Origin of the sequence: Saccharopolyspora endophytica (genome assembly GCF_018070075.1) — a bacterium.
Classification (GTDB): domain Bacteria; phylum Actinomycetota; class Actinomycetes; order Mycobacteriales; family Pseudonocardiaceae; genus Saccharopolyspora; species Saccharopolyspora endophytica.
The window spans coordinates 162063-183580 of record NZ_JAGPXE010000002.1; the positions used below are offsets into that span (position 1 = coordinate 162063).

22 protein-coding genes are annotated in these 21518 nt (G+C 69.7%); 12 read left to right on the forward strand and 10 right to left on the reverse strand.

Annotated elements, in window-relative coordinates; translation table 11 throughout:
• Positions 1–318: 318 nt before the first annotated feature.
• Positions 319–1701 (reverse strand): RNA polymerase sigma factor, encoded by a 1383-nt coding sequence (locus KBO27_RS04865; RefSeq protein WP_132681467.1) that lies wholly within the window; start codon positions 1699–1701, stop codon positions 319–321.
• A 426-nt stretch (positions 1702–2127) separates the two neighbouring features.
• Positions 2128–2889, reverse strand: a complete 762-nt coding sequence (gene ppgK / locus KBO27_RS04870) for a polyphosphate--glucose phosphotransferase (RefSeq protein WP_210968757.1) — start codon at positions 2887–2889, stop codon at positions 2128–2130.
• Between the two features lie 102 nt (positions 2890–2991).
• Between ppgK and KBO27_RS04875 the strand changes: the two genes are divergently transcribed.
• Entirely contained in the window at positions 2992–3780 is a 789-nt protein-coding gene (locus KBO27_RS04875) for an inositol monophosphatase family protein (RefSeq protein ID WP_210968758.1), read from the forward strand.
• An 89-nt stretch (positions 3781–3869) separates the two neighbouring features.
• Here the strand turns inward: KBO27_RS04875 and cei are convergent, their stop codons facing one another.
• Complete coding sequence (cei, locus tag KBO27_RS04880; protein WP_210968759.1) at positions 3870–4571, reverse strand: envelope integrity protein Cei; 702 nt, start codon at positions 4569–4571, stop codon at positions 3870–3872.
• A gap of 482 nt (positions 4572–5053) precedes the next feature.
• Here cei and KBO27_RS04885 point away from each other — a divergent pair, with 482 nt between their 5' ends.
• Positions 5054–5353: a DUF4193 domain-containing protein gene (locus KBO27_RS04885; RefSeq protein WP_093416518.1), complete on the forward strand. Its 300-nt coding sequence runs from the start codon at positions 5054–5056 to the stop codon at positions 5351–5353.
• A 148-nt stretch (positions 5354–5501) separates the two neighbouring features.
• Here KBO27_RS04885 and KBO27_RS04890 read toward each other — a convergent pair whose 3' ends face one another.
• Positions 5502–6011, reverse strand: coding sequence for a DUF3093 domain-containing protein (locus KBO27_RS04890; RefSeq protein WP_210968760.1), 510 nt, complete (start codon positions 6009–6011; stop codon positions 5502–5504).
• A gap of 24 nt (positions 6012–6035) precedes the next feature.
• Here KBO27_RS04890 and dut point away from each other — a divergent pair, with 24 nt between their 5' ends.
• The 4 genes from dut to KBO27_RS04910 all read left to right on the forward strand — a co-directional run bounded on the left by dut (position 6036) and on the right by KBO27_RS04910 (position 8421).
• The gene (gene dut / locus KBO27_RS04895) at positions 6036–6530 is read left to right on the forward strand and encodes a dUTP diphosphatase (RefSeq protein WP_210968761.1); all 495 of its coding nucleotides are present in this window, start codon (positions 6036–6038) and stop codon (positions 6528–6530) included.
• Between the two features lie 4 nt (positions 6531–6534).
• Positions 6535–7173, forward strand: a complete 639-nt coding sequence (locus KBO27_RS04900) for a DUF3710 domain-containing protein (protein ID WP_210968762.1) — start codon at positions 6535–6537, stop codon at positions 7171–7173.
• 178 nt (positions 7174–7351) lie between these two features.
• Entirely contained in the window at positions 7352–7729 is a 378-nt protein-coding gene (locus KBO27_RS04905; RefSeq protein WP_132672633.1) for an OB-fold nucleic acid binding domain-containing protein, read from the forward strand.
• Entirely contained in the window at positions 7726–8421 is a 696-nt protein-coding gene (locus KBO27_RS04910) for a DUF3159 domain-containing protein (protein ID WP_210968763.1), read from the forward strand. The genes KBO27_RS04905 and KBO27_RS04910 overlap by 4 nt, the downstream gene beginning before the upstream one ends.
• A 48-nt stretch (positions 8422–8469) precedes the next feature.
• Here the strand turns inward: KBO27_RS04910 and KBO27_RS04915 are convergent, their stop codons facing one another.
• Both KBO27_RS04915 and KBO27_RS04920 read right to left on the reverse strand, forming a co-directional pair.
• Positions 8470–9135, reverse strand: coding sequence for a potassium channel family protein (locus KBO27_RS04915; protein ID WP_132681476.1), 666 nt, complete (start codon positions 9133–9135; stop codon positions 8470–8472).
• Positions 9135–9800, reverse strand: a complete 666-nt coding sequence (locus KBO27_RS04920) for a potassium channel family protein (protein WP_132672636.1) — start codon at positions 9798–9800, stop codon at positions 9135–9137. The genes KBO27_RS04915 and KBO27_RS04920 overlap by 1 nt, the downstream gene beginning before the upstream one ends.
• Positions 9801–10046: 246 nt before the next feature.
• On the opposite strand from KBO27_RS04920, the gene KBO27_RS04925 reads away from it, so the two are divergent.
• Positions 10047–12074 carry an APC family permease gene (locus KBO27_RS04925; protein ID WP_210968764.1) on the forward strand — a complete coding sequence of 676 codons (2028 nt, stop codon included), beginning with the start codon at positions 10047–10049 and terminating at the stop codon, positions 12072–12074.
• The gene (locus tag KBO27_RS04930) at positions 12046–13293 is read left to right on the forward strand and encodes a class I SAM-dependent RNA methyltransferase (RefSeq protein WP_210968765.1); all 1248 of its coding nucleotides are present in this window, start codon (positions 12046–12048) and stop codon (positions 13291–13293) included. The genes KBO27_RS04925 and KBO27_RS04930 overlap by 29 nt, the downstream gene beginning before the upstream one ends.
• Positions 13294–13521: 228 nt before the next feature.
• Here the strand turns inward: KBO27_RS04930 and KBO27_RS04935 are convergent, their stop codons facing one another.
• Entirely contained in the window at positions 13522–14469 is a 948-nt protein-coding gene (locus KBO27_RS04935) for an NAD(P)-dependent alcohol dehydrogenase (protein WP_210969217.1), read from the reverse strand.
• 119 nt (positions 14470–14588) lie between these two features.
• Between KBO27_RS04935 and KBO27_RS04940 the strand changes: the two genes are divergently transcribed.
• From KBO27_RS04940 to KBO27_RS04950, 3 genes are all read left to right on the forward strand, one after another.
• Entirely contained in the window at positions 14589–15218 is a 630-nt protein-coding gene (locus KBO27_RS04940) for a TetR/AcrR family transcriptional regulator (RefSeq protein ID WP_210968766.1), read from the forward strand.
• A gap of 109 nt (positions 15219–15327) precedes the next feature.
• Complete coding sequence (locus KBO27_RS04945; RefSeq protein WP_210968767.1) at positions 15328–16176, forward strand: hypothetical protein; 849 nt, start codon at positions 15328–15330, stop codon at positions 16174–16176.
• Complete coding sequence (locus KBO27_RS04950) at positions 16173–17306, forward strand: hypothetical protein (protein WP_210968768.1); 1134 nt, start codon at positions 16173–16175, stop codon at positions 17304–17306. Before KBO27_RS04945 ends, KBO27_RS04950 begins: the two co-directional genes overlap by 4 nt.
• A gap of 30 nt (positions 17307–17336) precedes the next feature.
• Here the strand turns inward: KBO27_RS04950 and KBO27_RS04955 are convergent, their stop codons facing one another.
• From KBO27_RS04955 to KBO27_RS04965, 3 genes are read right to left on the reverse strand one after another with little or no spacing between them, the layout of a single operon-like run.
• Positions 17337–18515: a WXG100-like domain-containing protein gene (locus tag KBO27_RS04955; protein ID WP_443705978.1), complete on the reverse strand. Its 1179-nt coding sequence runs from the start codon at positions 18513–18515 to the stop codon at positions 17337–17339.
• 10 nt (positions 18516–18525) lie between these two features.
• Entirely contained in the window at positions 18526–18834 is a 309-nt protein-coding gene (locus KBO27_RS04960; protein WP_132672644.1) for a WXG100 family type VII secretion target, read from the reverse strand.
• Complete coding sequence (locus tag KBO27_RS04965; RefSeq protein WP_210968770.1) at positions 18834–19337, reverse strand: YbaB/EbfC family nucleoid-associated protein; 504 nt, start codon at positions 19335–19337, stop codon at positions 18834–18836. The genes KBO27_RS04960 and KBO27_RS04965 overlap by 1 nt, the downstream gene beginning before the upstream one ends.
• Before the next feature lie 254 nt (positions 19338–19591).
• Here KBO27_RS04965 and dxs point away from each other — a divergent pair, with 254 nt between their 5' ends.
• On the forward strand, positions 19592–21508 hold the full coding sequence (gene dxs / locus KBO27_RS04970) for a 1-deoxy-D-xylulose-5-phosphate synthase (protein WP_210968771.1): 1917 nt from the start codon (positions 19592–19594) through the stop codon (positions 21506–21508).
• The last annotated feature ends 10 nt before the right edge of the window (positions 21509–21518 follow it).

Here is a 21518-nt window from a genome sequence, read left to right on the forward strand (position 1 = left end):
ATGAAGTACCCGGTTGCAGCAGTGATCCTCGCGGAGCGTGATCAACATCGGGGGCGCCTCGCTGACCTGCGACGATGCGAAGATCGACGAATCTAGCTGGGCAAACGCTCCGACCGGTCAAGGCCGATCCAGGTGGGTTGGATCACAAATATGACGATCCGTGATCGGTCGTGTTCCTCTGGAAGCGAACAGCAAATCTCAGCACTCGGACGGAAAATCGGCGTCCCGAAGCTCCGGAATCGGTCTTCTGGGCCGAAGTGGACACGCGAAAAAGGCCGTCGACCCGAGTGGGTCGACGGCCGATTCCGGACAATTCGGTCAGTCGAGGTAGTCCCGGAGGACCTGCGACCGCGACGGGTGGCGCAGCTTCGACATCGTCTTGGACTCGATCTGCCGGATCCGCTCCCGGGTCACCCCGTAGACCTGGCCGATCTCGTCCAGCGTGCGCGGCTGGCCGTCGGTGAGGCCGAAGCGCAGCCGGACCACGCCCGCCTCGCGCTCGGACAGCGTCGCCAGGACCGACTGCAGCTGGTCCTGCAGCAGCGTGAACGACACCGCGTCGACCGCGACGACCGCCTCGGAGTCCTCGATGAAGTCACCGAGCTGGCTGTCGCCCTCGTCGCCGATGGTCTGGTCGAGCGAAATGGGCTCCCGGGCGTACTGCTGGATCTCCAGCACCTTCTCCGGGGTGATGTCCATTTCCTTGGCGAGCTCTTCCGGCGTGGGCTCGCGACCGAGGTCCTGCAGCAGCTCGCGCTGGATGCGCCCGAGCTTGTTGATGACCTCGACCATGTGCACCGGGATGCGGATGGTGCGCGCCTGGTCGGCCATCGCACGCGTGATGGCCTGGCGGATCCACCAGGTCGCGTACGTGGAGAACTTGTAGCCCTTGGTGTAGTCGAACTTCTCGACCGCGCGGATCAGACCGAGGTTGCCCTCCTGGATCAGGTCCAGGAACGCCATGCCGCGGCCGGTGTAGCGCTTGGCGAGGCTGACCACCAGGCGGAGGTTGGCCTCCAGCAGGTGGTTCTTGGCGCGCTCGCCGTCGCGCACGATCCAGCGCAGGTCGCGCCGCATCTGCGTGGTCAGCTGCTCGCCGGACTCCTCGATCTGGCGCAACCGCTCGGCACCGTAGAGGCCGGCCTCGATGCGCTTGGCCAGCTCGACCTCTTCCTCGGCGTTGAGCAGAGCGACCTTGCCGATCTGCTTGAGGTAGGCGCGCACCGAGTCCGCGGAAGCGGTCAGCTCGGCGTCCTTGCGCGCCTGCCGGAGCGCCTCGGACTCCTCTTCGTCCCAGACGAAGTCACCGGACTCCTTGGAGTCCTCGTCCGGAACCGGCTCCTCGGGAATCTCCACCTCGACTTCCGCGAGATCGCCGACCTCGGGAGAGGTCAGGTCGGTCTCGATCGGTTCGTCGATCTCCATGCCCTCGCCATTGCCCTTGGCGGAAGCCGACTTGGTCGTCTTCTTCGCCGGGGCCTTGGCGGCGCCCTTCTTGGCCGCGGGCTTGCGGGTGGTCGACTTCGCACCCGTCGAGCTCTTGGCGGTGCTCTTGCGCGCGGCAGGCTTCGTCTGCTCGACGTCAGACGAAGCAGCCGCCTCCGAAGCTGGGGTGGCCTGGGACTGGCCCGACTCGGCTTGAGCGCCGCCAGCGTCTGCGGCGGAGCTGGAGCGTCGGGTTGCGGTTTCTGCGGCTGCCACGTACGCCCTTTCGCGACGGTCGATCAGGGCGGGCCGGAGGGCGCGAAACCTCGGCCGCCAAAGGTCGGGGAACAACCCACCGGACTCGGAGTCCTGGCTGACGAACAATCACCCGTGAAGTGCCGGGGTGATCGGCTCGCCGCCGCACCGGCTCCCGCCGTCGGTGAAGGTGTTGCACCAGCGGGCGGGCTCACCAGCGTTCACCAGCCAAAAGGACTTCGAACCAAGTGGGTCGTGTTCCATTGTAACCGCGATGCGGGGGTGCGGTTCCGCTGCAAGGCGGAGTCCGCGCGTCCCTCGGTGTGCTAGGCACGGCTCCGGAAGGCCGTTGCGAGCCGTGCCGAACACTCCGACGGGTGTCCCTCGGGACGCCCTTTCGGGGCCGGGCTCAGCACGCGGTCGCAGCTGTGCCCGGCAGCGGTCGGATCAGCTCTTCGCGCTGCTCGCGGAGGCCATCGCGGCACCCACGATGCCCGCGTCGTTGCGCAGCGCGGCCGCCACCACGGGGGTGCGGGTCTCCAGCAGCGGGATCCACTTGTGACCCTTCCGGCTGACACCGCCGCCGGCGATGATCAGATCAGGCCAGATGAACTTCTCCAAGGACTGGATGTAGCGGGTGACCCGCGGCGCCCACTCCTCGTAGGAGAGCTCCAGATCGTCCTTCACCGACGCGGCGGCCTGCGACTCGGCGTCGTGGCCGTCGACCTCGATGTGGCCGAACTCGGTGCTGGGGACGAGCTTGCCGTCGATGAACATCGCGCTGCCGATGCCGGTGCCGAAGGTCAGCACGACGACCTGGCCCTCGTGCCCGACGCCCGCGCCCGCCTTCATCTCGGCGACCCCGGCGGCGTCGGCGTCGTTGAGCACGACGATCTCGTCCCGGCTGCGCCCGAGGCGCTCGGCGAACAGGGCCTGGGCGTCGGTACCGATCCAGCCCTTGTCGATGTTGGCCGCGGTCAGCGCCGTGCCGTCCTTGATGACGCAGGGGAGCGTGACGCCGACTGGTCCGGTCCAGGCGAACTTCTCGACGATCTCGGCCACGGCATCGGCCACCGCGTCCGGCGTCGAGGGTTGCGGCGTCGGGATGCGCAAGCGCTCCTCGGCCAGCACTCCGGCATCGATGTCCACCGGCGATCCCTTGACGCCGGACCCACCGATGTCCACGCCGAACCCGCGGGCTGTCGCCATGGCTGATCCTTCCTATTCGATTCAGACCAAGGTGTGCAGACCTTAACGGGACTGTGTTGCGATGTCTGCGTGGGATTGCCAAAAGATGTGGATGCAAACGCCTTGTCCGAGGTCGCGGTGCGAATCGCGCGCGAAGCCGCCGATTTGGCCCGAACCGTGCGTGATCAGGCGGTGACCGACGGTGTTGACACGAAGAGCACCGAGACCGATGTGGTCACCATGGGCGATCGAGCCGTGGAGCGCTTGGTGCGCGAGCGGCTCGCCGAGCTACGCCCGGGCGAGTCCGTGCTGGGCGAGGAGGAAGGCGGCGACGGTGCGCTGGACGGACTGCGCTGGGTCGTCGACCCGATCGACGGCACTGTGAATTATCTCTACGGGTTCCCCTTCTACGCGGTCTCGCTGGCCGCGCAGCTCGACGGCCGCTCGGTCGCCGGAGCCGTCGTCGAACCCGTCTCAGGGCGGGTCTGGAGCGCCGCGGCCGGCCACGGGGCCTTCCTCGACGGGAAGCCGCTGCACGTCTCCGGCGCCGACCGGCTGGACCTGGCGCTGGTGGGCACCGGGTTCGCCTACGCGGTCCAGCGCCGCACCGCCCAAGCACGCGTGGTGAACGACCTGCTCGGCCAGGTCCGCGACATCCGTCGGGCGGGAGCCGCCTCGCTGGACCTGTGCTCGGTCGCCGCGGGCTGGCTCGACGCGACCTACGAGGTCGGGCTCAACCGCTGGGACTGGGCGGCCGGCGCGCTGATCGCCCAGGAAGCCGGAGCGGCTCTGCGGCTCCCGGAGAAGGGCTCGTCGGACGGGCTCGGCGACGAGATGCTCGTCTGCGCCACGCCCGGGATCGCCGAGGGGCTCACGGGCGCACTGCGCGCGGCCAACGCCGGCGAGGTCTGACCGCTCGTGGCGGGAACCCGCCAATCCGGTTCGGGTTTCCGCCACGGCATCGATAGCGGTCCGTTGCGCGTTGTTGCCGGGAATCGTTATCAGCAGTGCACGTCGCGGGCCTTGGTGAGCAGGTCCTCGCTGATCTGCGGCGGCGTCACCTCTTGCTGCGCACCGTCCTGCTGATCGCGCTGCGGCACCCAGTTCTGCAGCTGCTGCAGGATCTGCTTGGCCTCTTGCGTGGTCTTGATGTCGTCGAAGCGCGAGCCCAGCGCCAGGTCCAGGCCGGCGTCCTCGCGCTCGTCGCGCACCAGCTGCGCGCACGGCGCGATCAGGCTCAACGTGCGGGCCGCGCTCATCCCGGCTGCTCCGAACCGGATCTGACCGTGGCACTGCAGGTCGTAGTTGACGTAGACCGAGTCGTTGTCGGCGCCGGTCTTGACGAAGCCCAGGCTGGCCAGCTCGTCGCCGACCATGCTCGCCTGCCTGCTCTCGCCGTTGCCGTTGAGCACCCGCACGTGCACGTCCTGCGGCGGGACGGGGGTCGTGGAGTTCAGCGCGTCGCGTTCGAGCATGGTGCCCACCGGCACCTGCGGCGGCATGCCGCTGGCCTCGGGCGGAGCGGTCGGCGCTCCGGGCGGGTTGCACCTGGTGGCCGTGTCGATGTCCTCCACGGACCCGAAGACGCGAGTCCACAGCAGTCCGGACAGCACCACCAGCGTCACCAGCACGACCAGCGCGGGCAGTGGTCGGCGTCGGCGATATCCGACTCGCCGTCCCGGCCTTGCACCTACGGCTCCCACGTCCGCCCCTCCCTGGATGCCTCGGATCCGCGCGCTCCCGCCCGCACTGGATCAGCCTAGGGGTTGAACCTGTGGTGCGCGGTGTTGGTCGCCGCTGCCGTGTCTTGATCTCCCCGTGATCGTCTCGAAGCCGATGTCGACCGGGAAACCGCGAGCGCATCGCATCACGCGGGGATCGGCAGGGCAACCGGGACGGGCCGCCGCGAGGACTCGGCCGACCGGTCGAATTTTGATCTACGATGCCCTCCGAATGCGCGCAATGCCACACCTATGGGTGACCTGCTGCGTGTTCGCAGAAGTTATGAGCTACCCTCTCGGCGCCTCACGGAGTGCCGAGTTGAGGCAAGTCGCTCTTTACGGGGGAACTAGACGCGTTGCAGGGCGAGACCGCGATCACTGTCCCATCGGGCACAAATTCGGGTCCTGGAACGTTTACCAGCGGCACACCATTGCAGTCTCCACAAACGCAGGGGTGAATCACGATGGCGACCGACTACGACGCTCCTCGCCGCGAGTCCGAGGACTTGGCGGAGGACTCGTTGGAGGAGCTGAAGGCGCGACGCAACGATGCGCAATCCGGCGTCGTCGACGAAGACGAAGGGGCGATCGCGGAGAATTTCGAACTGCCGGGCGCTGACCTGTCCGGTGAGGAGATGACCGTCAAGGTGCTCCCGAAGCAGGCTGACGAGTTCACCTGCTCGAGCTGCTTCCTCGTCCATCACCGCAGCCGACTGGCCGAGACCAAGAACGGTCAGTTCATCTGTCGTGATTGCGCCGCCTGAGGCGCACGTCGACGAACTACAACGGGAAGTGGCTGGGCACACGCGGGCGGCGTGTGCCCAGTGTTTTTCCTGGGAAGAATTGAGAGTGGTCTCTTCGCTCGGCGGTCCGGGTGGCGGACCCTCGAACGCCTCGCGAGACCGGGTTCTGTCACCGCTCGCGGAGCAGGACGGCCTTGAGCCGTTCCGGCTTGCGGGTGCTGACCACCCAGTACGGAGTGGGGTCGTCCGGGTCGTCGAGCCAGATGCGCACGGAGGTGCGCACCCAGGAGCGATGCACCAGGAACGCCGCGGGGTCCAGGTCCGGGCCCAGGGAACGCCGCTGCTCGGCGGGGGAGATGACCTCGACCTCGTCGATGAACCGGAGCGGCAGGTGGGCGTCGCCGACCCACAGCTCGTCGTCGACGACCTCGACCTTGAGCCTGCCCAGCCACAGCGGCACGACGACCGCCAGCGGGACCAGCACGACGTAGGGCAGCCACGCCCGCACGCCCGGGTAGCCCATGTGCACCTGAGCGGCCATCAAGACCGCTGCGACCAGCGGCAACGGCCAGGTCCACCGCGACGCGTACAGACGTTCGCGGAACACCGCCTGCCCCTCCGAATTCGCCTGACCGGGGGTGTCCCCGCTCGTGGTGGCTGCTTCTACGCTTTCCGACACGCATTCAGGGTAGTCTCGCCGCCCGTGTCGAACGTGAAGGTCCTGCTTACCCGAACCGACCCCGGTGTACCGCTTCCCGAATACGCCAAACCCGGGGATGCCGGTGCCGATCTGGTAACCACCAGGGATGTGGTTCTCGAACCGGGCGAACGCGCGCTGGTGGGCACCGGAGTCGCCGTGGCGCTTCCGGAGGGCTACGCGGGCTTCGTCCACCCTCGCTCGGGGCTCGCCGCCAAGACCGGGCTCAGCGTGGTCAACACGCCCGGCACGATCGATTCCGGGTACCGCGGTGAGATCAAGGTCTGCCTGATCAATCATGATCGTGTGCAGCCGGTGTCGCTGCGACGAGGTGACCGGATCGCCCAGCTCGTCGTGCAGAAGGTCGAGCACGCCGTGTTCACCGAGGTCGACGAGCTGCCCGAGTCGTTGCGCGGTACCGGTGGGCATGGCTCCACAGGTGGTCATGAGGTGCTGACGGCGTCGGGAACCACCGAGGCCGGTCACAGGACGGAGGTCTGAGGGGATGTTCAGAAGGGGCCGGGGGAAGTCCAAGCGCGACGCGGCCGTCGAGGAACAGGCCGAGGCGGCGGAGCAGGTTCCCTCGCAGGGACCGTACGACGAGAGCGAGGCACCCGATTCCGGGGTGGAGCGGCTCGACCTCGGTTCGGTGCGGGTTCCGGTGCCCGAGGGAGGCCAGCTGCAGGTCGAGGTCGACCCCTCCGGGCCGGTGCGCGCGGTGCACCTGGTGACCCCGGTCGGCAGGCTGACCGTGAGCGCCTTCGCGGCGCCGCGCAGCGGCGGGCTGTGGGAGGAGGTCGGCAACGAACTGGCCGACCAGCTCCGCAAGGACGGCGCGCGGGTGCACACCGAGCAGGGCGACTGGGGCGTCGAGCTGGTGGCCGACTCGCCGAAGGCGGCGTTGCGGTTCGTCGGCGTCGACGGTCCGCGCTGGCTGCTGCGCGGTGTGGCGGCGGGCCCGGCGGAGTCCGCCAAGGAATGCGCTCGGCTGCTCTACGGCGTCCTGGACGACACGGTCGTGGTCCGCGGCTCCGAGCCGATGCCGGTGCGCACGCCGCTGCCCATCGAGCTCCCCGAGGCGATCCTCCGCCACATCCAGCAGGCGCAGACGCAGCAGACCGAGGCGCCCAACGGCCAGGTCTGAGGCCGGCGCGGGGTGGGGAGCTCGACGGCCCCACCCCTGCGCCGAACGGGTGAGACGAACGGCGGGCTCCGGTGCGGTGTCTTCATCCCGCCGGGCGTGGGATTCGGCCCGCGCAGGCGGTTAGGCTGGGAGGTGCACGGGCTGCGAAGTCGAGCCCCGAGGCGCACAGGAGCGCTAGATGAGCAAGACCGAAGGCGGCTACTGGAAGCGCCTCGTGCGGAGCCTGACCAGCGATGTCGCCGAACTTGACGCCGACGACCTGTCAGACCGGTCGCAGGCGGGAGGCGCGCAGCGCGCCAGCGATTGCCAGTGCGGGCAGGAAGCCGTGGTGCTGGGCCGGGTTCGCAGCGTCGAGCTCTGCCCCAAGACTTCCGCGCCGACCCTGGAGGCCGAGCTCTACGACGGCACCGAAGGGGTGACTCTCGTGTGGCTCGGGCGCAGGCGCATCGTGGGAATCGAGCCGGGCCGTATCGTCAAGGCCCGTGGCCGGATCGCAGTCCGTGACGGTCGCAAGGTGCTGTACAACCCCTACTACGAGTTGCAGAACACCGCATGAGCGAACATGACGCATCGGCTGCCGGGCTCAACGCCCGGCAGACCGACGATGACCGGCAGCCCGCGGGCAAGGCCGGTGTTTCCGAGCAGACCCTGCTGGAGCAGATGGGCGGTGTCAGCGGGCTCGCGTACTCCGCTGTGCCGATCGTCGTGTTCGTGGTGGTCAGCTCGTTCACCTCGATGATGCCCGCGATCTGGGCCTCGATCGGTGTCGCGGTGGGCATCGCGATCTTCCGCCTGGTGCGCAAGGAGCCGCTGCAACCGGCGATCTCCGGTGTGCTGGGCGTGGCGGTGTGCTCGTTCATCGCCTACCGCTCCGGCGAGACCAAGGGCTTCTTCCTGCTCGGCATCTGGACCAGCCTGATCTACGGCGGGGTGTTCCTGGTGTCGGTGGCCGCGCGCTGGCCGCTGGTCGGAGTGGTCTGGTCGACCCTCAACGGCCTGGGCATGGAGTGGCGCAAGCAGCGCCGCGCGATGCGCGCCTACGACATCGCCACGCTGTCCTGGGCGGCGGTGTTCGGCGCCAAGTACGTGGTGCAGCAGTGGCTCTACGACAACGACCAGACCGGCTGGCTGGCCTTCGCCCGCATCGCCATGGGCTACCCGCTGACCGGCATCGCGCTGGTCGTGACGGTCTGGGCGATCCGCAGGGCCAAGAAGGTCGCCGAAGAGGCGGCGGTCGCCGCCGCCTAGCGCGCTCGACGTGGTGCGGGGCGGTTCCACAGGGAACCGCCCCGTTCGTCATTCCGCGTGGTCGTGGATGACCGCGCGGATCTCGTTCTCGACGTTGCTGGTGGCCACGAACAGCATCTCGTCGCCGGCTTCGAGCGGGTCGTCGGCCTGGGGCACGATGACCCGGCCGCCGCGCAGGATGCTCACCAGCGCCGCGTCGACGGGCAGCTTGAGGTCGCGGACCCGGCGCCCGGCCAGCGGGGTCGACTCCGGCAGCGTCACCTCGACGAGGTTGGCCTGGCCCTGGCGCAGCGTCATCAGGCGCACCAGGTCGCCCACGTTGACGGCTTCCTCCACCATCGCGGCCAGCATCCGCGGCGTGGAGACCGCGACGTCCACGCCCCAGGCGTCGGTGAACAGCCACTCGTTGCGCGGGTCGTTGACCCGGGCCACGACGCGGCGCACCGCGAACTCGGTCTTGGACAGCAGCGAGACCACGAGGTTGACCTTGTCGTCGCCGGTGGCCGCGATGACCACGTCGCAGGACTGCAGTCCCGCTTCCTCCAGCGACGCCAGCTCGCAGGCGTCGGCGAGCATCCACTCCGCGCCCGGGATGCGCCTGGGGTGGTAGTTGCCGGTGCTGCGCTCGATGAGCAGCACCTCGTGCTCGCCTTCGAGCAGCTCCCGCGCGATGGACTGGCCGACCGCGCCGGCTCCCGCGATCGCGATTCGCATTACTCGCTCTCCTCGGGTGTGCGGCGAGCAGCCGCGGTGACGTCGGTGACGGTTCCGGACAGCGCTGCGACGTAGACGAGGTCGTCGGCCTGGATCACGGTCTTGCGGTCGGGCAGCACCCCGTTGCCGAACCGCATGATGAACGCGACCCGCGCGCCGGTCGCCGACTCCACCTCGGAGACCTTGCGCCCGATCCAGCTCTCGTGCAGCGGGAGCTGCAGCACGGCGACGGCACCGGACGGCTCCCGCCACGCGGTGGCCACGCCCTCCGGCAGCAGCATCCGCAGGAAGCGGTCCGTCGTCCACGGCACGGTGGCCACGGTCGGGATGCCGAGCCGTTGGTAGACCTCGGCTCGCTTGGGGTCGTAGATGCGGGCCACGACGTGCGCCACGCCGAAGGTCTCCCGCGCCACCCTGGCCGAGACGATGTTGGAGTTGTCCCCGTTGGACACCGCGGCGAAGGCGCTGGCCTGCTCGATCCCCGCTTCTTCCAGGATGTCCCGGTCGAAGCCGTTGCCCGTGACCTGCTGACCGCGGAAGTCCCGGCCCAGGCGGTGGAACGCCTGCGGGTCCTTGTCCACCACGGCCACGGTGTGATCGAGCCGTTGCAGCGCGGCGGCCAGGGAGGCCCCGACCCGGCCGCAGCCCATGATCACGACGTGCACGACCTTGTCTCCTCGCTGCGTGTTGAGCGCACTGGAACAGCTGCTGCGGACGACGCCGCTCGTCGCCGCTGACCGTACCCGGGCGGGGGCGGTTCGGTGACCGCCGCGGCCGTCCGGAAACGGGCTGGTGCACCGTACCGGGTGAGTCCCTCCGAGGGGCACCACGCCACCCCGGATGTGACCTGAGAGCAATTCGAAAGCCCCGCATTCACCGGTACCCGCGCCCCACCGCTTACGCTCTGCACCGTGTCCAAGCTCGCAACCGCGGCGAAGCGGCTGATCGTCGGTCGGCCGTTCCGCAGCGATCGCCTCTCGCACACGCTGCTGCCCAAGCGGATCGCGCTCCCGGTCTTCGCCTCCGACCCGATGTCCAGCGTCGCCTACGCGCCGGAGGAGATCCTGCTGGTGCTGTCGGTGGCGGGCGTGTCGGCCTTCGCCATCAGCCCGTGGATCGGTGTCCTGGTCGCGCTGGTGATGATCGCGGTGGTGGCGTCCTACCGGCAGAACGTGCACGCCTACCCCTCCGGCGGCGGTGACTACGAGGTCGCCACGGTCAACCACGGTCGGCGCTGGGGGCTGATGGTGGCCAGCGCGCTGCTCGTCGACTACATCCTCACCGTCGCGGTGTCGATCTCCTCGGCCGCGGCGAACATCGGTTCGGTCATCCCGTTCGTCGCCGAGCACAAGGTGCTGTTCGCCGTCGGGGCGATCGTGCTGCTGACCGCGTTGAACCTGCGCGGGATCCGCGAGTCGGGCACCTTGTTCGCGATCCCCACCTACGCGTTCGTGATCGGCGTGCTGGGCATGATCTGCTGGGGCTTCTTCCAAACCGTCGTGCTGGGCTCCGACCTGCGCGCCGAGAGCGCCGGGTTCCAGCTGGCGCAGGAGGAGAGCCAGTACGCCGGTGTGGCGTTCGCGTTCCTGATCCTGCGGGCCTTCTCCTCCGGTAGCGCCGCGCTGACCGGTGTCGAGGCGATCAGCAACGGCGTTCCGGCCTTCCGCAAGCCCAAGTCCCGCAACGCCGCGACCACGCTGGCGATGATGGGAGGGCTGGCGATCCTGATGTTCCTGGGCCTGATCATGCTGGCCCGCGTCACCGGTGCCGTCGTCGCCGAGGACCCCGCGCACCAGCTCATCGGCGCTCCCGAGGGCTATGAGCAGAAGACGCTCATCGCGCAGCTGGCCGGCGCGGTGTTCACCGGGTTCCCGCTCGGGGTCTGGTACCTGGTGTTCTTCACCGGGCTGATCCTGGTGCTGGCCGCCAACACCGCGTTCAACGGTTTCCCGGTGCTGGGCTCGATCCTGGCTCAGGACCGCTTCCTGCCACGCCAGCTGCACACCCGAGGCGACCGGCTGGCGTTCTCCAACGGCATCCTGTTCCTGGCCTTCAGTGCGATCATCCTGGTGTTCGCCTTCGAGGCCGAGGTGACGCGGCTGATCCAGCTCTACATCGTGGGCGTGTTCGTCGCGTTCGTGCTCAGCCAGAGCGGCATGATCCGGCACTGGAACCGGCTGCTGCTGCACGAGACCGACCCGATGGCGCGGCGCAGGATGCGCCGGGCGCAGGCGACCAACGCCTTCGGCCTGTTCATGACCGCCAGCGTGCTGATCATCGTGCTGATCACGAAGTTCACCCACGGCGCCTGGATCGCGATCGCGGCGATGGCGGCCATCTACGTGCTGATGACGGCGATCCGCAAGCACTACGACCGGGTGGCCGACGAGCTGCAGGAATCCGAGACCGACGCGGTCCTGCCCTCGCGCAACCACGCGCTGGTGCTGGTCTCCAAGCTGCACCTGCCGACGATGCGTGCCATCGCCTACGCCCGCGCCACCCGGCCGGACGAGCTGGAAGGTGTCACCGTCAACGTCGACGAGGAGGACACCCGGACGTTGACCGCCGAGTGGGAGAAGCTGAACCTGCCGCTGCCCCTGAAGGTCCTCGAATCGCCGTACCGGGAGATCACCCGACCGGTGCTGGAGTACGTCAAGCGGATCCGGCGGGACAGCCCGCGCGACGTGGTCACGGTGTTCATCCCCGAGTACGTCGTCGGACACTGGTGGGAGCAGCTGCTGCACAACCAGAGCGCGCTGCGCCTCAAGAGCAGGCTGTTGTTCCAGCCGGGAGTGATGGTCACCAGCGTGCCGTGGCAGCTGGCGTCGTCGACGAAGGTGCGAGCACAGCGGATCACCTCGATGCCCGGCGCGACGCGTCGGGGTCTGGGGAGCAATGGAAAGGTGAACGGTGACCGAAAAGCCGGATTGGACCGGTAGGCGGCTGGAGGTCGAAGTCGGCCCGGTGGCCCACGGAGGCCACTGCGTGGCCAGGTACGAGGGCCGCGTGGTGTTCGTCCGCCACGCCCTGCCGGGGGAGACCGTGACCGTCGAGGTCACCGAGGACAACGGTGGCGGTTTCTGCCGCGCGGACGCCGTCGAGGTGCGCGAGGCCGCTCCGGGCCGGGTCATCCCGCCGTGCCCGCTGGCCGACGCGGCGCTGGGCAAGGACCGCTGCGGCGGCTGCGACTTCCAGCACGCCGACGGCGAGACGCAGCGCGAGCTCAAGGCCGCGGTGGTCACCGAGCAGTTGCAGCGCATCGCGGGCCTGGACTGGCCGGTGCGCGTTCAGGAGCTGCCGGGCGGGCTGCTGCGCTGGCGCACCCGCGCGCGGCTGGCGGTCGACCGCAAGGGCAACGCCGGTTTCCGGCCGAGCCGCAGCCACCGGGTGATCCCGGTGGCCGACTGCCCGATCACCGTCGAAGGCGCCGTGGAGGAGCTCGCCGAGCGCCGCTGGCGACCGGGTGCGGAGCTGACCGTGGCCGCCGACGGTGAGGGTGAACTGCACGTCACCGCCGTGGACCGCAAGCCGCAGCGGCGCGGCCGCCAGCAGGGTGTCGCTCGCCAGGTGGCGGGTAGCGGCGTGGCGCACGAGACGGTGCGGGGGCGTCGGTTCGACGTCGGCGCGCAGGGCTTCTGGCAGGTCCACAAGGCCGCGCCGGAGACCTTCACCGAGGTCGTGGCCCGCTTCGCCGCCGCTCCCCCCGGTGGCGTGGCCTGGGACCTCTACGGCGGTGTGGGCCTGTTCGCCGCGGACCTCGCCGAGCAGGTCGGCCCGACCGGTTCGGTGCTGCTGGTGGAGTCCTCGCGCGGCGCGGTGGAGGACGCGGTGTCCAACCTCCGCGACCAGCCGCAGGTGGCGTTCCGCGCGGGAACGGTGGAGCGCGTCCTCACCGACGAGGACCTGCGAGCACCGGACGTCGTCGTCCTCGACCCGCCCCGCAAGGGCGCGGGTCGGCAGGTGGTGGAGGCGATCGCGGCCCGCGAGCCGTCTCGCGTCGTGCACGTCGCCTGCGACCCGGCGGCCCTGGCCCGCGACGTCTCGCTGTACGCCGAGAACGGCTACCGGATGGTCGACCTGGAGGCGTTCGACGCGTTCCCGATGACCCACCACGTGGAGTGCGTCGCCGTCCTCGAACCCACCCCGAAGAACGCCTGACCAGCGAAATCAACACGGACCACCGCCGCACTCACCCCACGGATCACCGCCGTAATCAGGTCACGGATCACGGCGGTATTCGGGGTAACGGTGTGACGGCCGTGCTCTGGTGACCCGATTACGGCCGTGTTCGGGACACGGATTACGGCCGTGTTCAGGTCACGGATTACTGCCGTAATCAGGTCTCCGACTACTGCGGTAATCCGGGTAGTGGTGGCCGCTGGGGGTTCAGGTGAGCTGGAGGACGTGCTTGCCTCGGACGCCGCCGGCCTCCAAGGCGCGGTGGGCGTCGGCGATCTCGTCGAACGGCCGGAGGGTGTCGACGACCGGGCGGATCGAACCGGCCTCGGCGTGGCGCGCGAGCTCGGCGAGCTGGGAGGTCGTCGGGTTGCCGCTGAAGAAGCGGACGCGCTGCGCGCCGTGGACGGCCGAGCCCGCGATGTAGCCGAGGCTCGCTCCGATCCGGTCGAGGTCGAAGGCGATGGCCACCATGCGTCCGCCCGGCGCGAGCAACCGCCGGTAGGCCCGCTGCTCGGTCCCGACGGTGTCCAGGACGACGTCGTAGCGGCCGAGGTCGGACGGCCGGTGGGTGCGGTGGTCGAGCGCTTCGGCGGCGCCGAGGTCGCGCACGAAGTCGAGGTTCCCGGCCCCGGCGAGCGCGGTGACGCGGGCGCCGAGCAGTGCGCCGATCTGCACGGCGACGCTGCCGACACCACCGCTGCCGCCGCGCACCAGGAGACGTTCTCCCGGCTGGAGGCGTGCCTTGTCGCGCAGGGCGGTCATGGCGGTCGTGCCGCCGGCGAGCAGCGAGACGGCTTCGGCGTCGGAGAGGTTCGCCGGTGCCGGTGCGATCTTGCGGGGGTGGACCGCGACGTAGTCGGCGGCGGCGCCGAGGCTGCGCCCCAGCACGCCCCACACCCGGCGTCCCGGAGCGATGCCGGTGACCGAGGAACCCACCTCGGTGACCTCGCCGACGAAGTCGATCCCGAGGCGCTGCGGGAACCGGCGTCCGGTCACCAGGCGCACCTTGCCCGCCCGGGCTGCGAGCTCACCTCCGTTGACGCTGGTGGTGCGGACGCGAACCAGCACCTGGTCGGGGGCGATCTCGGGTGCGGGCACCGCGCCGACGTAGAGCACGTCGGGTGCGCCGAAGCGGTCGTAGAGGGCAGCGCGCATGTCGGTCACGAAGGTTCCTTCCGGGGGCTGGGGAGGCGGTTCTCCCACGCTAACGAGATAAACGGTCGACCCCTTCCGTTTTCCGTAAAGTGAGAGACATGCCTGCTCAGGACCCTCAGATGGCACCGACGAAGCCCCAGCGCTCCGACGCCAGGCACAACCGGGAGCAGATCCTCGCCGCGGCTCGCGCGGCGTTCACCGCGCAGGGGATCGACGTGCCGATCACCGCGATCGCTCGCCGCGCCGGAGTCGGTCCCGCCACGCTCTACCGGCACTTCCCGACGCGTTCGGCGCTGGTCACCGAGGCGTTCGCCGAGCAGCTCGCCGCGTGCGTCGCGGTGCTCGACGACGCGCTCGCCGACCCCGACCCGTGGCGCGGGCTCTGCGCGGTGATCGAGAAGGTGTGCGCGATGCAGGTGGCCGACCGGGGTTTCACGGCCGCCTTCCTGTCGGAGTTCCCCGACGCCGTCGACCACGAGCGCGAGCGCCGCCGGGCCGAGGAGGACATCGCCGAGCTCGTGCGGCGCGCCCAGGAAACCGGGAAGCTGCGGGCGGATTTCGCCCCCGAGGACATCACCCTGCTGCTGCTCGCCAACGGCGGTGTCGCGGAAGGCGTGGGGGAGCAGAAGCTCGCGGCCGCTGCGTCCCGGCGGCTCGTCGGCTACCTGCTCCAGTCGTTCAGGGCGAGCGATGGCACTCTGCTGCCGCCTGCGCCACCACTGGGGTTGGAGCAGATTCACCGCAGTTGAGCGCATGGGCCAGTGGGGCTGAGTTCAGCGGTCGGCTGCCGCTAGGGTTGCCGCGGCTGGAGGAGGTGGCCGGGTGTTCGGTGAGGTGCCAGGACGGGTGGACCCGCGCATGTCCGACGTCGTCGGACGGCGCTGGACGAGGGCACGATCGTGGCTGCGGTTCGCAGTGTTCTGGTGCGTTGCATCGGCCGTGATGAGCGTGGTGGCGGCTGCGGCGTCCGTTGCCACGCACTGGTCGGCCTTGCCTTGGGTGGCGCCCCTGAACACGCGAGATACGCCGGACGTGCTCTTCTCCCACGGAATTGTCGTCGTGCTCGCCGTGGTGCCCCTCGTGTTGGCGACGCGGATGGTCAAGGTGGGTGCCGATGGCATCGACTGGAGGCTCAAGCCGGACTTCTGGATCTTCCTCGGGATCTTCGTCGGGGTTTTCGAAGCTGTCGCGCTGATGGTGATGACGGTTGTGGCGACCGACGTCCCCTGGTGGGGCCGGGTCGGTGGGCTGATCATCGGGTTCTCCGTTCCGACGCTGGCGACGTTCATGGCTCGACGGGCGATTGTGGCCGAGCCGTTGAGGGAGATCGGTGGTAGCGAGTTCGTGCTGGTGAAGGGACTTCGGTCCCCGCAAGGCGACGGTGAGGACTCCGTCAAGATCACGGGAGACTCACTACGTCTGTCAGTCCGCACGGCTGCTGGGCGCCCGGCCAACCGGGCGTCCACGAAGGACATCAAGCTCGGGGACATCACCGAGATCGGCGTCCGGCCCAACCGGCCCGGGGACGGTTCCTGGGCGAGGCTTGCTGATGGCAGGGAAGCTTCCCTGCCGGATGGCGACATCGTCGAGATCCGCACGCGCACCGACACACAGCTTCTTCCGGCGGATCCGGAGCTCGCCGAGCTCATCCGCGCACGAGCCGCGCTGCATGGCTCAGAACCGGCACGGATCGAGGACTGGACGTGACGGCTCACGAGCACATCCCCGAGGTCCTCCCCGCGCCGCCGGAGACCGGAACCGAGGTCGCCCCGGTCGCCGGGCAGCCGAGCGCTGCTCCAGAGTCCGTCCCCGGTCGCCGCGCGCAGGCCTTCGGCATCGGTGCCGCAGCGGTCGTGGTGATCCCGCTCGGTTTCGTGGTCTGGGGCATGCGCGGCCTGGAACCCGGCGCCGGCATCGCGGGCCTGGTCGGCATCGCCGTGGCGACCGCGGCGTGGCTGGCCGACGCGCGCACGCCCAGGCGCTGGGGCGGGTGGGCGCTGCTCGCCGCGCTCTCCGCGGCCTACGTCAACCTCGCGCTGGCTCCGGTCGGACTGGTCGCGCTCGTCGCCGTGATCGCCTGCCCGCTGCTGGCCCGCGTCGCGCACGAGCGTTTCACCGCACCGGGTTTCGACCTGGCGGAGATCGACGTCGAGGTCGGCTTCGAGATCTATCGCCACCAATCCGCGCGCCTGTGGATCGAGCGCGATCGGGCCGTGCTGGCGCTCAAGCGCATGGCCGGTGGCGGGAACGTCGACCAGGCGATCCCGCTCTCCGAGGTCGAGCTGGCCCAGCCCGGCGAGATCGTCGCCGGTGATTCGTGGCCGCTGCCGGGCGCGATGGCCGTCCGGCTGTCCGAAGGACCGGCCGTGCGGGTCGTCGCGGGCGAGCAGCAGTGGATCGTCAACGTCGAGGACCCGCGACTGGTCGCCGCGATCCTGCGCAGGCGGCAGTCCGCCGCCTGGTCGCAGCGGACCGGGCCGCAGGACCTCGGCTCCTGGCACGCGCTGCGCAAGTGGGCCACGGCCCAGACGACGACCTTCCGCAACGGCAAGAAGTCCCAGTCCTACCGCGTGTTCCGCCCGATCGTCGGCTTCGGGGCCGGCGTGCTCGGCCTGATGCTGCTCACGATGCAGATCGCCGGTGGCGGCACGGCCCCGAGCACGTGGCTCGCCACCGCGGTGATGCTGCTCATCGGCGGCTTCTTCGTGGTCGGCTGGCTGCGGCAGCGCACCCGGCTCGGCCACGCCGAACTGCAGTCGCTGCCGCCGAACAGCCCGCCGTGGGGCGACCCGCGACCCGAGGTCGCCCCGATCTCCGGCTGGCGTCCCTGGAGCTGATGTTCCTGTGGGAGTGACCCAACACCGAGATCATCGGTTTGGGCCCTCCGGCAGGTCCAAGTTCTCCGGCGCCTGCTGTTTCGGGGCGTCGACATCTCCGTAGGAGTTGTTGTTGACGTTGTTCGGCCCGCCCTCGAAGTTGGCCTGCTGACCGACGTTTCCGGAGTTGAAATTGTTGCTGTAGGGGTTGTCGACATTGGCTCCGGCGACGGCACCGTCCTCGGTCTCGAACCGCCACCCCTGCGTGTTCGAGCCCGAAACCCACTCACCATTGCCATCTGAGGTCGGGCCACTCCCGTTGCCTTCCCAAGTGGTGTTGAGCCCTTCGTGTCGGCTCTGCATGCCGCCGGACGCGCCAGCGATACCGCCGGAAATCGCGCCCGAGGTAATGTCGTTCGGCCCGGGCATCTCGCCGTGCAGAATCTGGTTGGTGCTGTTTCCAAGAACGCCCGAGATCGAGCCTCTGGCCGCACCGTAGGCCGCCGCCTCGGTGAAGTTCTTGGTTGCATTGCCCATCAGGTCCCTGCCCACATGCTGGCTGAGGCCGGTTGCCATGCCGTCGACGAGACCGCCGGCCAGACCCGCCGCGACACCCGACACCGCCGCGTTGCCGGTGTTGGACCAGTCCCAGCTCTGCCGGTCGCCCTTGGCGAACTGGATGCCCTGGATGGCCCCGTCCACGCCGACGTTGATCGCCACGTTCAGCAGGATCTGCTGGCCGATCTTGGTCAGCAGCTGCTGGAAGAACGTCCGCACCGTCAACTGCGTCGCCGCCTGGGCGATCGGGATGCCCGCCGTGCTAGCGCCGAAGGTCGCCACCGCCGAGGCGATCATCGCGGCGATCTGCGCGGCCAGGATGACCAGCGCGGCGATGATGCTGTACTTGGTGTACTCGATCTCCAGCGCCGCGTTGTCGGCTCCCTCGCCGAGGGCCTCGCAGAGCTTCTTCATCTCCGGCAGGTGACCGGCGTCGCCGTTGCAGAAGTCCTTCATGAACTTCTCGAAGGCGTCGTGCGTGTCGCCCTTCATCGTGCCCAGCGCGGACTGCACCGCGCCCTCGGTCTCGCTGATGACGCCCTCGATGTCGACGCCGCACTGCGTCCACGCCTCGGCGACCCTGCGCAGCGCCGTCTCGTCGCCCTCGGGCCAGCTCGCGCCGACCACGATGGGGAACAGCCAGCTGACCTCGCCCGGGATCTCGATGCCCACGTCGTCCCCCTCAGCCCTGGCTCTTGATGCCGTCGGCGTTCGCCTGGTCGACGTCGTCCCAGGTCCGGGCGGTGGCGTCGAGCTCGCCGCGGACCTGGTGCAGCGCCTGGGCGAGGCCCTTCATGCCGTCGGTCCCCTGCTGGGAACCGGGCACGTAGTTCTTGGCGAACTCCTGGCCCGCCTCGTCACCACCCCAGCACTGCCCTTCGGCCTGCAGGACGCCGTTGAGCTTGTCCAGCGCGGACTGGAGCTTGTCCGACGACGCGTCGAACTTCGGTGAGGCGCCGCGCAGCGCCTCGGGGTCGACCTCGAATCCCATCACCAACGGTCCTTCCGGAATCGCGACCGGGGTTCGAAGTCGTCCCAGTCCTCCTCAGCTGCGGGCTTGGACGCAGTCGAGGGGGCGCTCGGTTCCGGGGCCGGCGGGATCAGTTGCGACAGCGAAGGCGCGCCGGGGAACAGGTCCGGCAGATCGGGGACGTTCTCCTGCAGCGGCGCCACCGCGGCATCGGCCTTCGCGCGGGCGTCCCGGGCCGCGGACTGGGCCGCTTCGGTGAAGCTCGTGGCGAGTTTTTCCGGCGTGCTCGACCGCAGCGCGGAAGCCGACAGCGCCGTGTCGGTGACGATGCCCGCGGCGTTGACCCGAACCGTGACCAGACCGTCGGCGGAGGTGGCCTCACCCGTCGCGGACAGCGCGTTGGCCTGCGCCTCGTGCAACTGGGCGGTCTGCCGCTGCAACCCTTCGAGCATCGAGCTCACCTGCTCGCGCATCGCGGCGTTGCGCGCTTCGAGCTCGGCCCTGCGGCCATCCGGATCAGTCATCTCGCCTCCCGTTGGATCAGACGGAAGGTAGCAAGACCGCGATTCGGGTGGCGCTGCACACAGGGACGTCACATCCGCAGGTGGGGAGCACGACGGAGCAGGTGGGAGAGCATCACCGCTGGTGCGCGACCGCGCCCGGTGGCCGCATGGCCCCTCCGTAGACTGGGGCGCACTATGCAGACGGAGCCGGGTTGCCGGCCAGGCCCCGGCATTGCGATTGTGACCGACCGGCACGACAAGCGAGGTGGAACACGGTGACGCTGCTGGGGTCCGTGCGCAGTCCGGCCGACGTCAAGCGCCTGACGCACGCCGAATTGGCGGAGCTGGCCGAGGAGATCAGGCACTTCCTGATCCAGAAGGTGTCGCGGACCGGTGGACACCTGGGGCCCAACCTGGGTGCGCTGGAGCTGACCCTCGCGCTGCACCGGGTCTTCGACTCGCCGAACGACGCGCTCGTGTTCGACACCGGGCACCAGGCGTACGTGCACAAGATCGTGACCGGCCGCCAGGACGGCTTCGACCAGCTGCGCAAGCGGGACGGCCTGTCCGGCTACCCGTCGCGCGCTGAGAGCGAGCACGACTTCGTCGAGAACAGCCACGCCTCGACCGCGCTGTCCTACGCCGACGGGCTGGCCCGCTCGTTCCAGGTCACCGGCGCCGAGCGGCACGCGGTGGCGGTCGTCGGCGACGGTGCGCTCACCGGCGGCATGTGCTGGGAGGCGCTGAACAACATCGCGGCCGACCAGGACCGCCCGGTCGTCATCGTTGTCAACGACAACGGTCGCTCCTACGCGCCCACCATCGGTGGTCTCGCCGAGCACCTGGCGGCGCTGCGGCTCAACCCGAGCTACGAGAAGGCCCTGGAGTCCGGCAAGCGCACGCTGCGCAAGATGCCGGTCGTGGGCCGCTCGCTCTACACCGGTCTGCACGCCGCCAAGAGCGGCATCAAGGACGCGATCAGCCCGCAGGTCATGTTCTCCGACCTGGGCCTGAAGTACCTGGGCCCGGTGGACGGCCACGACATGCGCGCGATGGAGTACGCGCTGCAGATGGCCAAGTCCTTCGGCGGACCCGTGATCGTGCACGCCGTGACCCGCAAGGGCAACGGCTTCGCCCCGGCCGAGAACGACGAGGCCGAGCAGATGCACCAGGTCAAGGTCATCGACCCGGAGACCGGCCTGCCGAAGAAGCCCGCGCCGAAGAGCTGGACCGACGTCTACGCCGACGAGCTGGTCGGCATCGGCGCCGAGCGCTCCGACGTCGTGGCGATCACCGCCGCGATGCTGGGGCCGACCGGGCTGAAGAAGTTCGCCGAGGCCTACCCGGAGCGCTGCTTCGACGTGGGCATCGCCGAGCAGCACGGCATGACCTCCGCCGCCGGTCTGGCCATGGGCGGCCTGCACCCGGTGTTCGCGGTCTACTCGACGTTCCTGAACCGGGCGTTCGACCAGCTGCTGATGGACGTCGCCCTGCACAAGCAGCCGGTCACCGTGACGCTCGACCGCTCCGGCATCACCGGCGACGACGGTGCCAGCCACAACGGCATGTGGGACCTGTCGATCCTCGGTCTGATCCCGGGCATCCAGGTGGCGGCTCCGCGCGACGCGGTGACGCTGCGCGAGGAGCTGCGCGAGGCCGTCGCCGTCGACGACGGGCCGACCGTGCTGCGCTTCTCCAAGGGTTCGGTGATCGAAGAGGTCCCGTCCGTGGAGCGCGTCGGCGGGATCGACGTGCTGCGCGCCGATGAGCGCAAGGACGTGCTGCTGGTGGCCGTCGGCGCGTTCGGCAAGCTCGCCGTGGCCGCAGCCGAGCGGCTGGCCGCGACCGGCGTCGGCGTGACCGTGGTCGACCCGCGCTGGGTCGTCCCGGTGCCGTCGAAGGTCGTGGAGATGGCCGCCGAGCACCGGCTGGTGGTCTCGCTGGAGGACTGCGGACGGCACGGCGGGTTCGGCTCGTCGCTGGCCGCCGCGCTGCGCGACGCCGAGCTGGACGTGCCGCTGCGCGACCTGGCGGTGCCCAACGACTTCCTCCAGCACTCCTCCCGCGAGGAGGTGCTGGCCGACCTCGGCTTGACCGAGGGCGACATCGCCACCCGCATCAACGACTGGTTCTCCGGCCGGCGCGGCGCGCAGCTGCACGTCGCCACCGAGGCGGGCGCCGCCCACGGCTGACCCCGCACCC

What these genes read in the sequence shown, in the direction of transcription:
- KBO27_RS04900 (WP_210968762.1), top strand. Translation starts at nt 6,535, where the DNA reads ATGTTCAGAAGGGGCCGGGGGAAGTCCAAGCGCGACGCGGCCGTCGAG.
- KBO27_RS04910 (WP_210968763.1), top strand. Translation starts at nt 7,726, where the DNA reads ATGAGCGAACATGACGCATCGGCTGCCGGGCTCAACGCCCGGCAGACC.
- KBO27_RS04905 (WP_132672633.1), top strand. Translation starts at nt 7,352, where the DNA reads ATGAGCAAGACCGAAGGCGGCTACTGGAAGCGCCTCGTGCGGAGCCTG.
- KBO27_RS04885 (WP_093416518.1), top strand. Translation starts at nt 5,054, where the DNA reads ATGGCGACCGACTACGACGCTCCTCGCCGCGAGTCCGAGGACTTGGCG.
- ppgK (WP_210968757.1), bottom strand. Translation starts at nt 2,889, where the DNA reads ATGGCGACAGCCCGCGGGTTCGGCGTGGACATCGGTGGGTCCGGCGTC.
- KBO27_RS04915 (WP_132681476.1), bottom strand. Translation starts at nt 9,135, where the DNA reads ATGCGAATCGCGATCGCGGGAGCCGGCGCGGTCGGCCAGTCCATCGCG.
- KBO27_RS04960 (WP_132672644.1), bottom strand. Translation starts at nt 18,834, where the DNA reads ATGGGATTCGAGGTCGACCCCGAGGCGCTGCGCGGCGCCTCACCGAAG.
- KBO27_RS04935 (WP_210969217.1), bottom strand. Translation starts at nt 14,469, where the DNA reads ATGCGCGCTGCCCTCTACGACCGCTTCGGCGCACCCGACGTGCTCTAC.
- KBO27_RS04965 (WP_210968770.1), bottom strand. Translation starts at nt 19,337, where the DNA reads ATGACTGATCCGGATGGCCGCAGGGCCGAGCTCGAAGCGCGCAACGCC.
- KBO27_RS04945 (WP_210968767.1), top strand. Translation starts at nt 15,328, where the DNA reads ATGTCCGACGTCGTCGGACGGCGCTGGACGAGGGCACGATCGTGGCTG.
- KBO27_RS04940 (WP_210968766.1), top strand. Translation starts at nt 14,589, where the DNA reads ATGGCACCGACGAAGCCCCAGCGCTCCGACGCCAGGCACAACCGGGAG.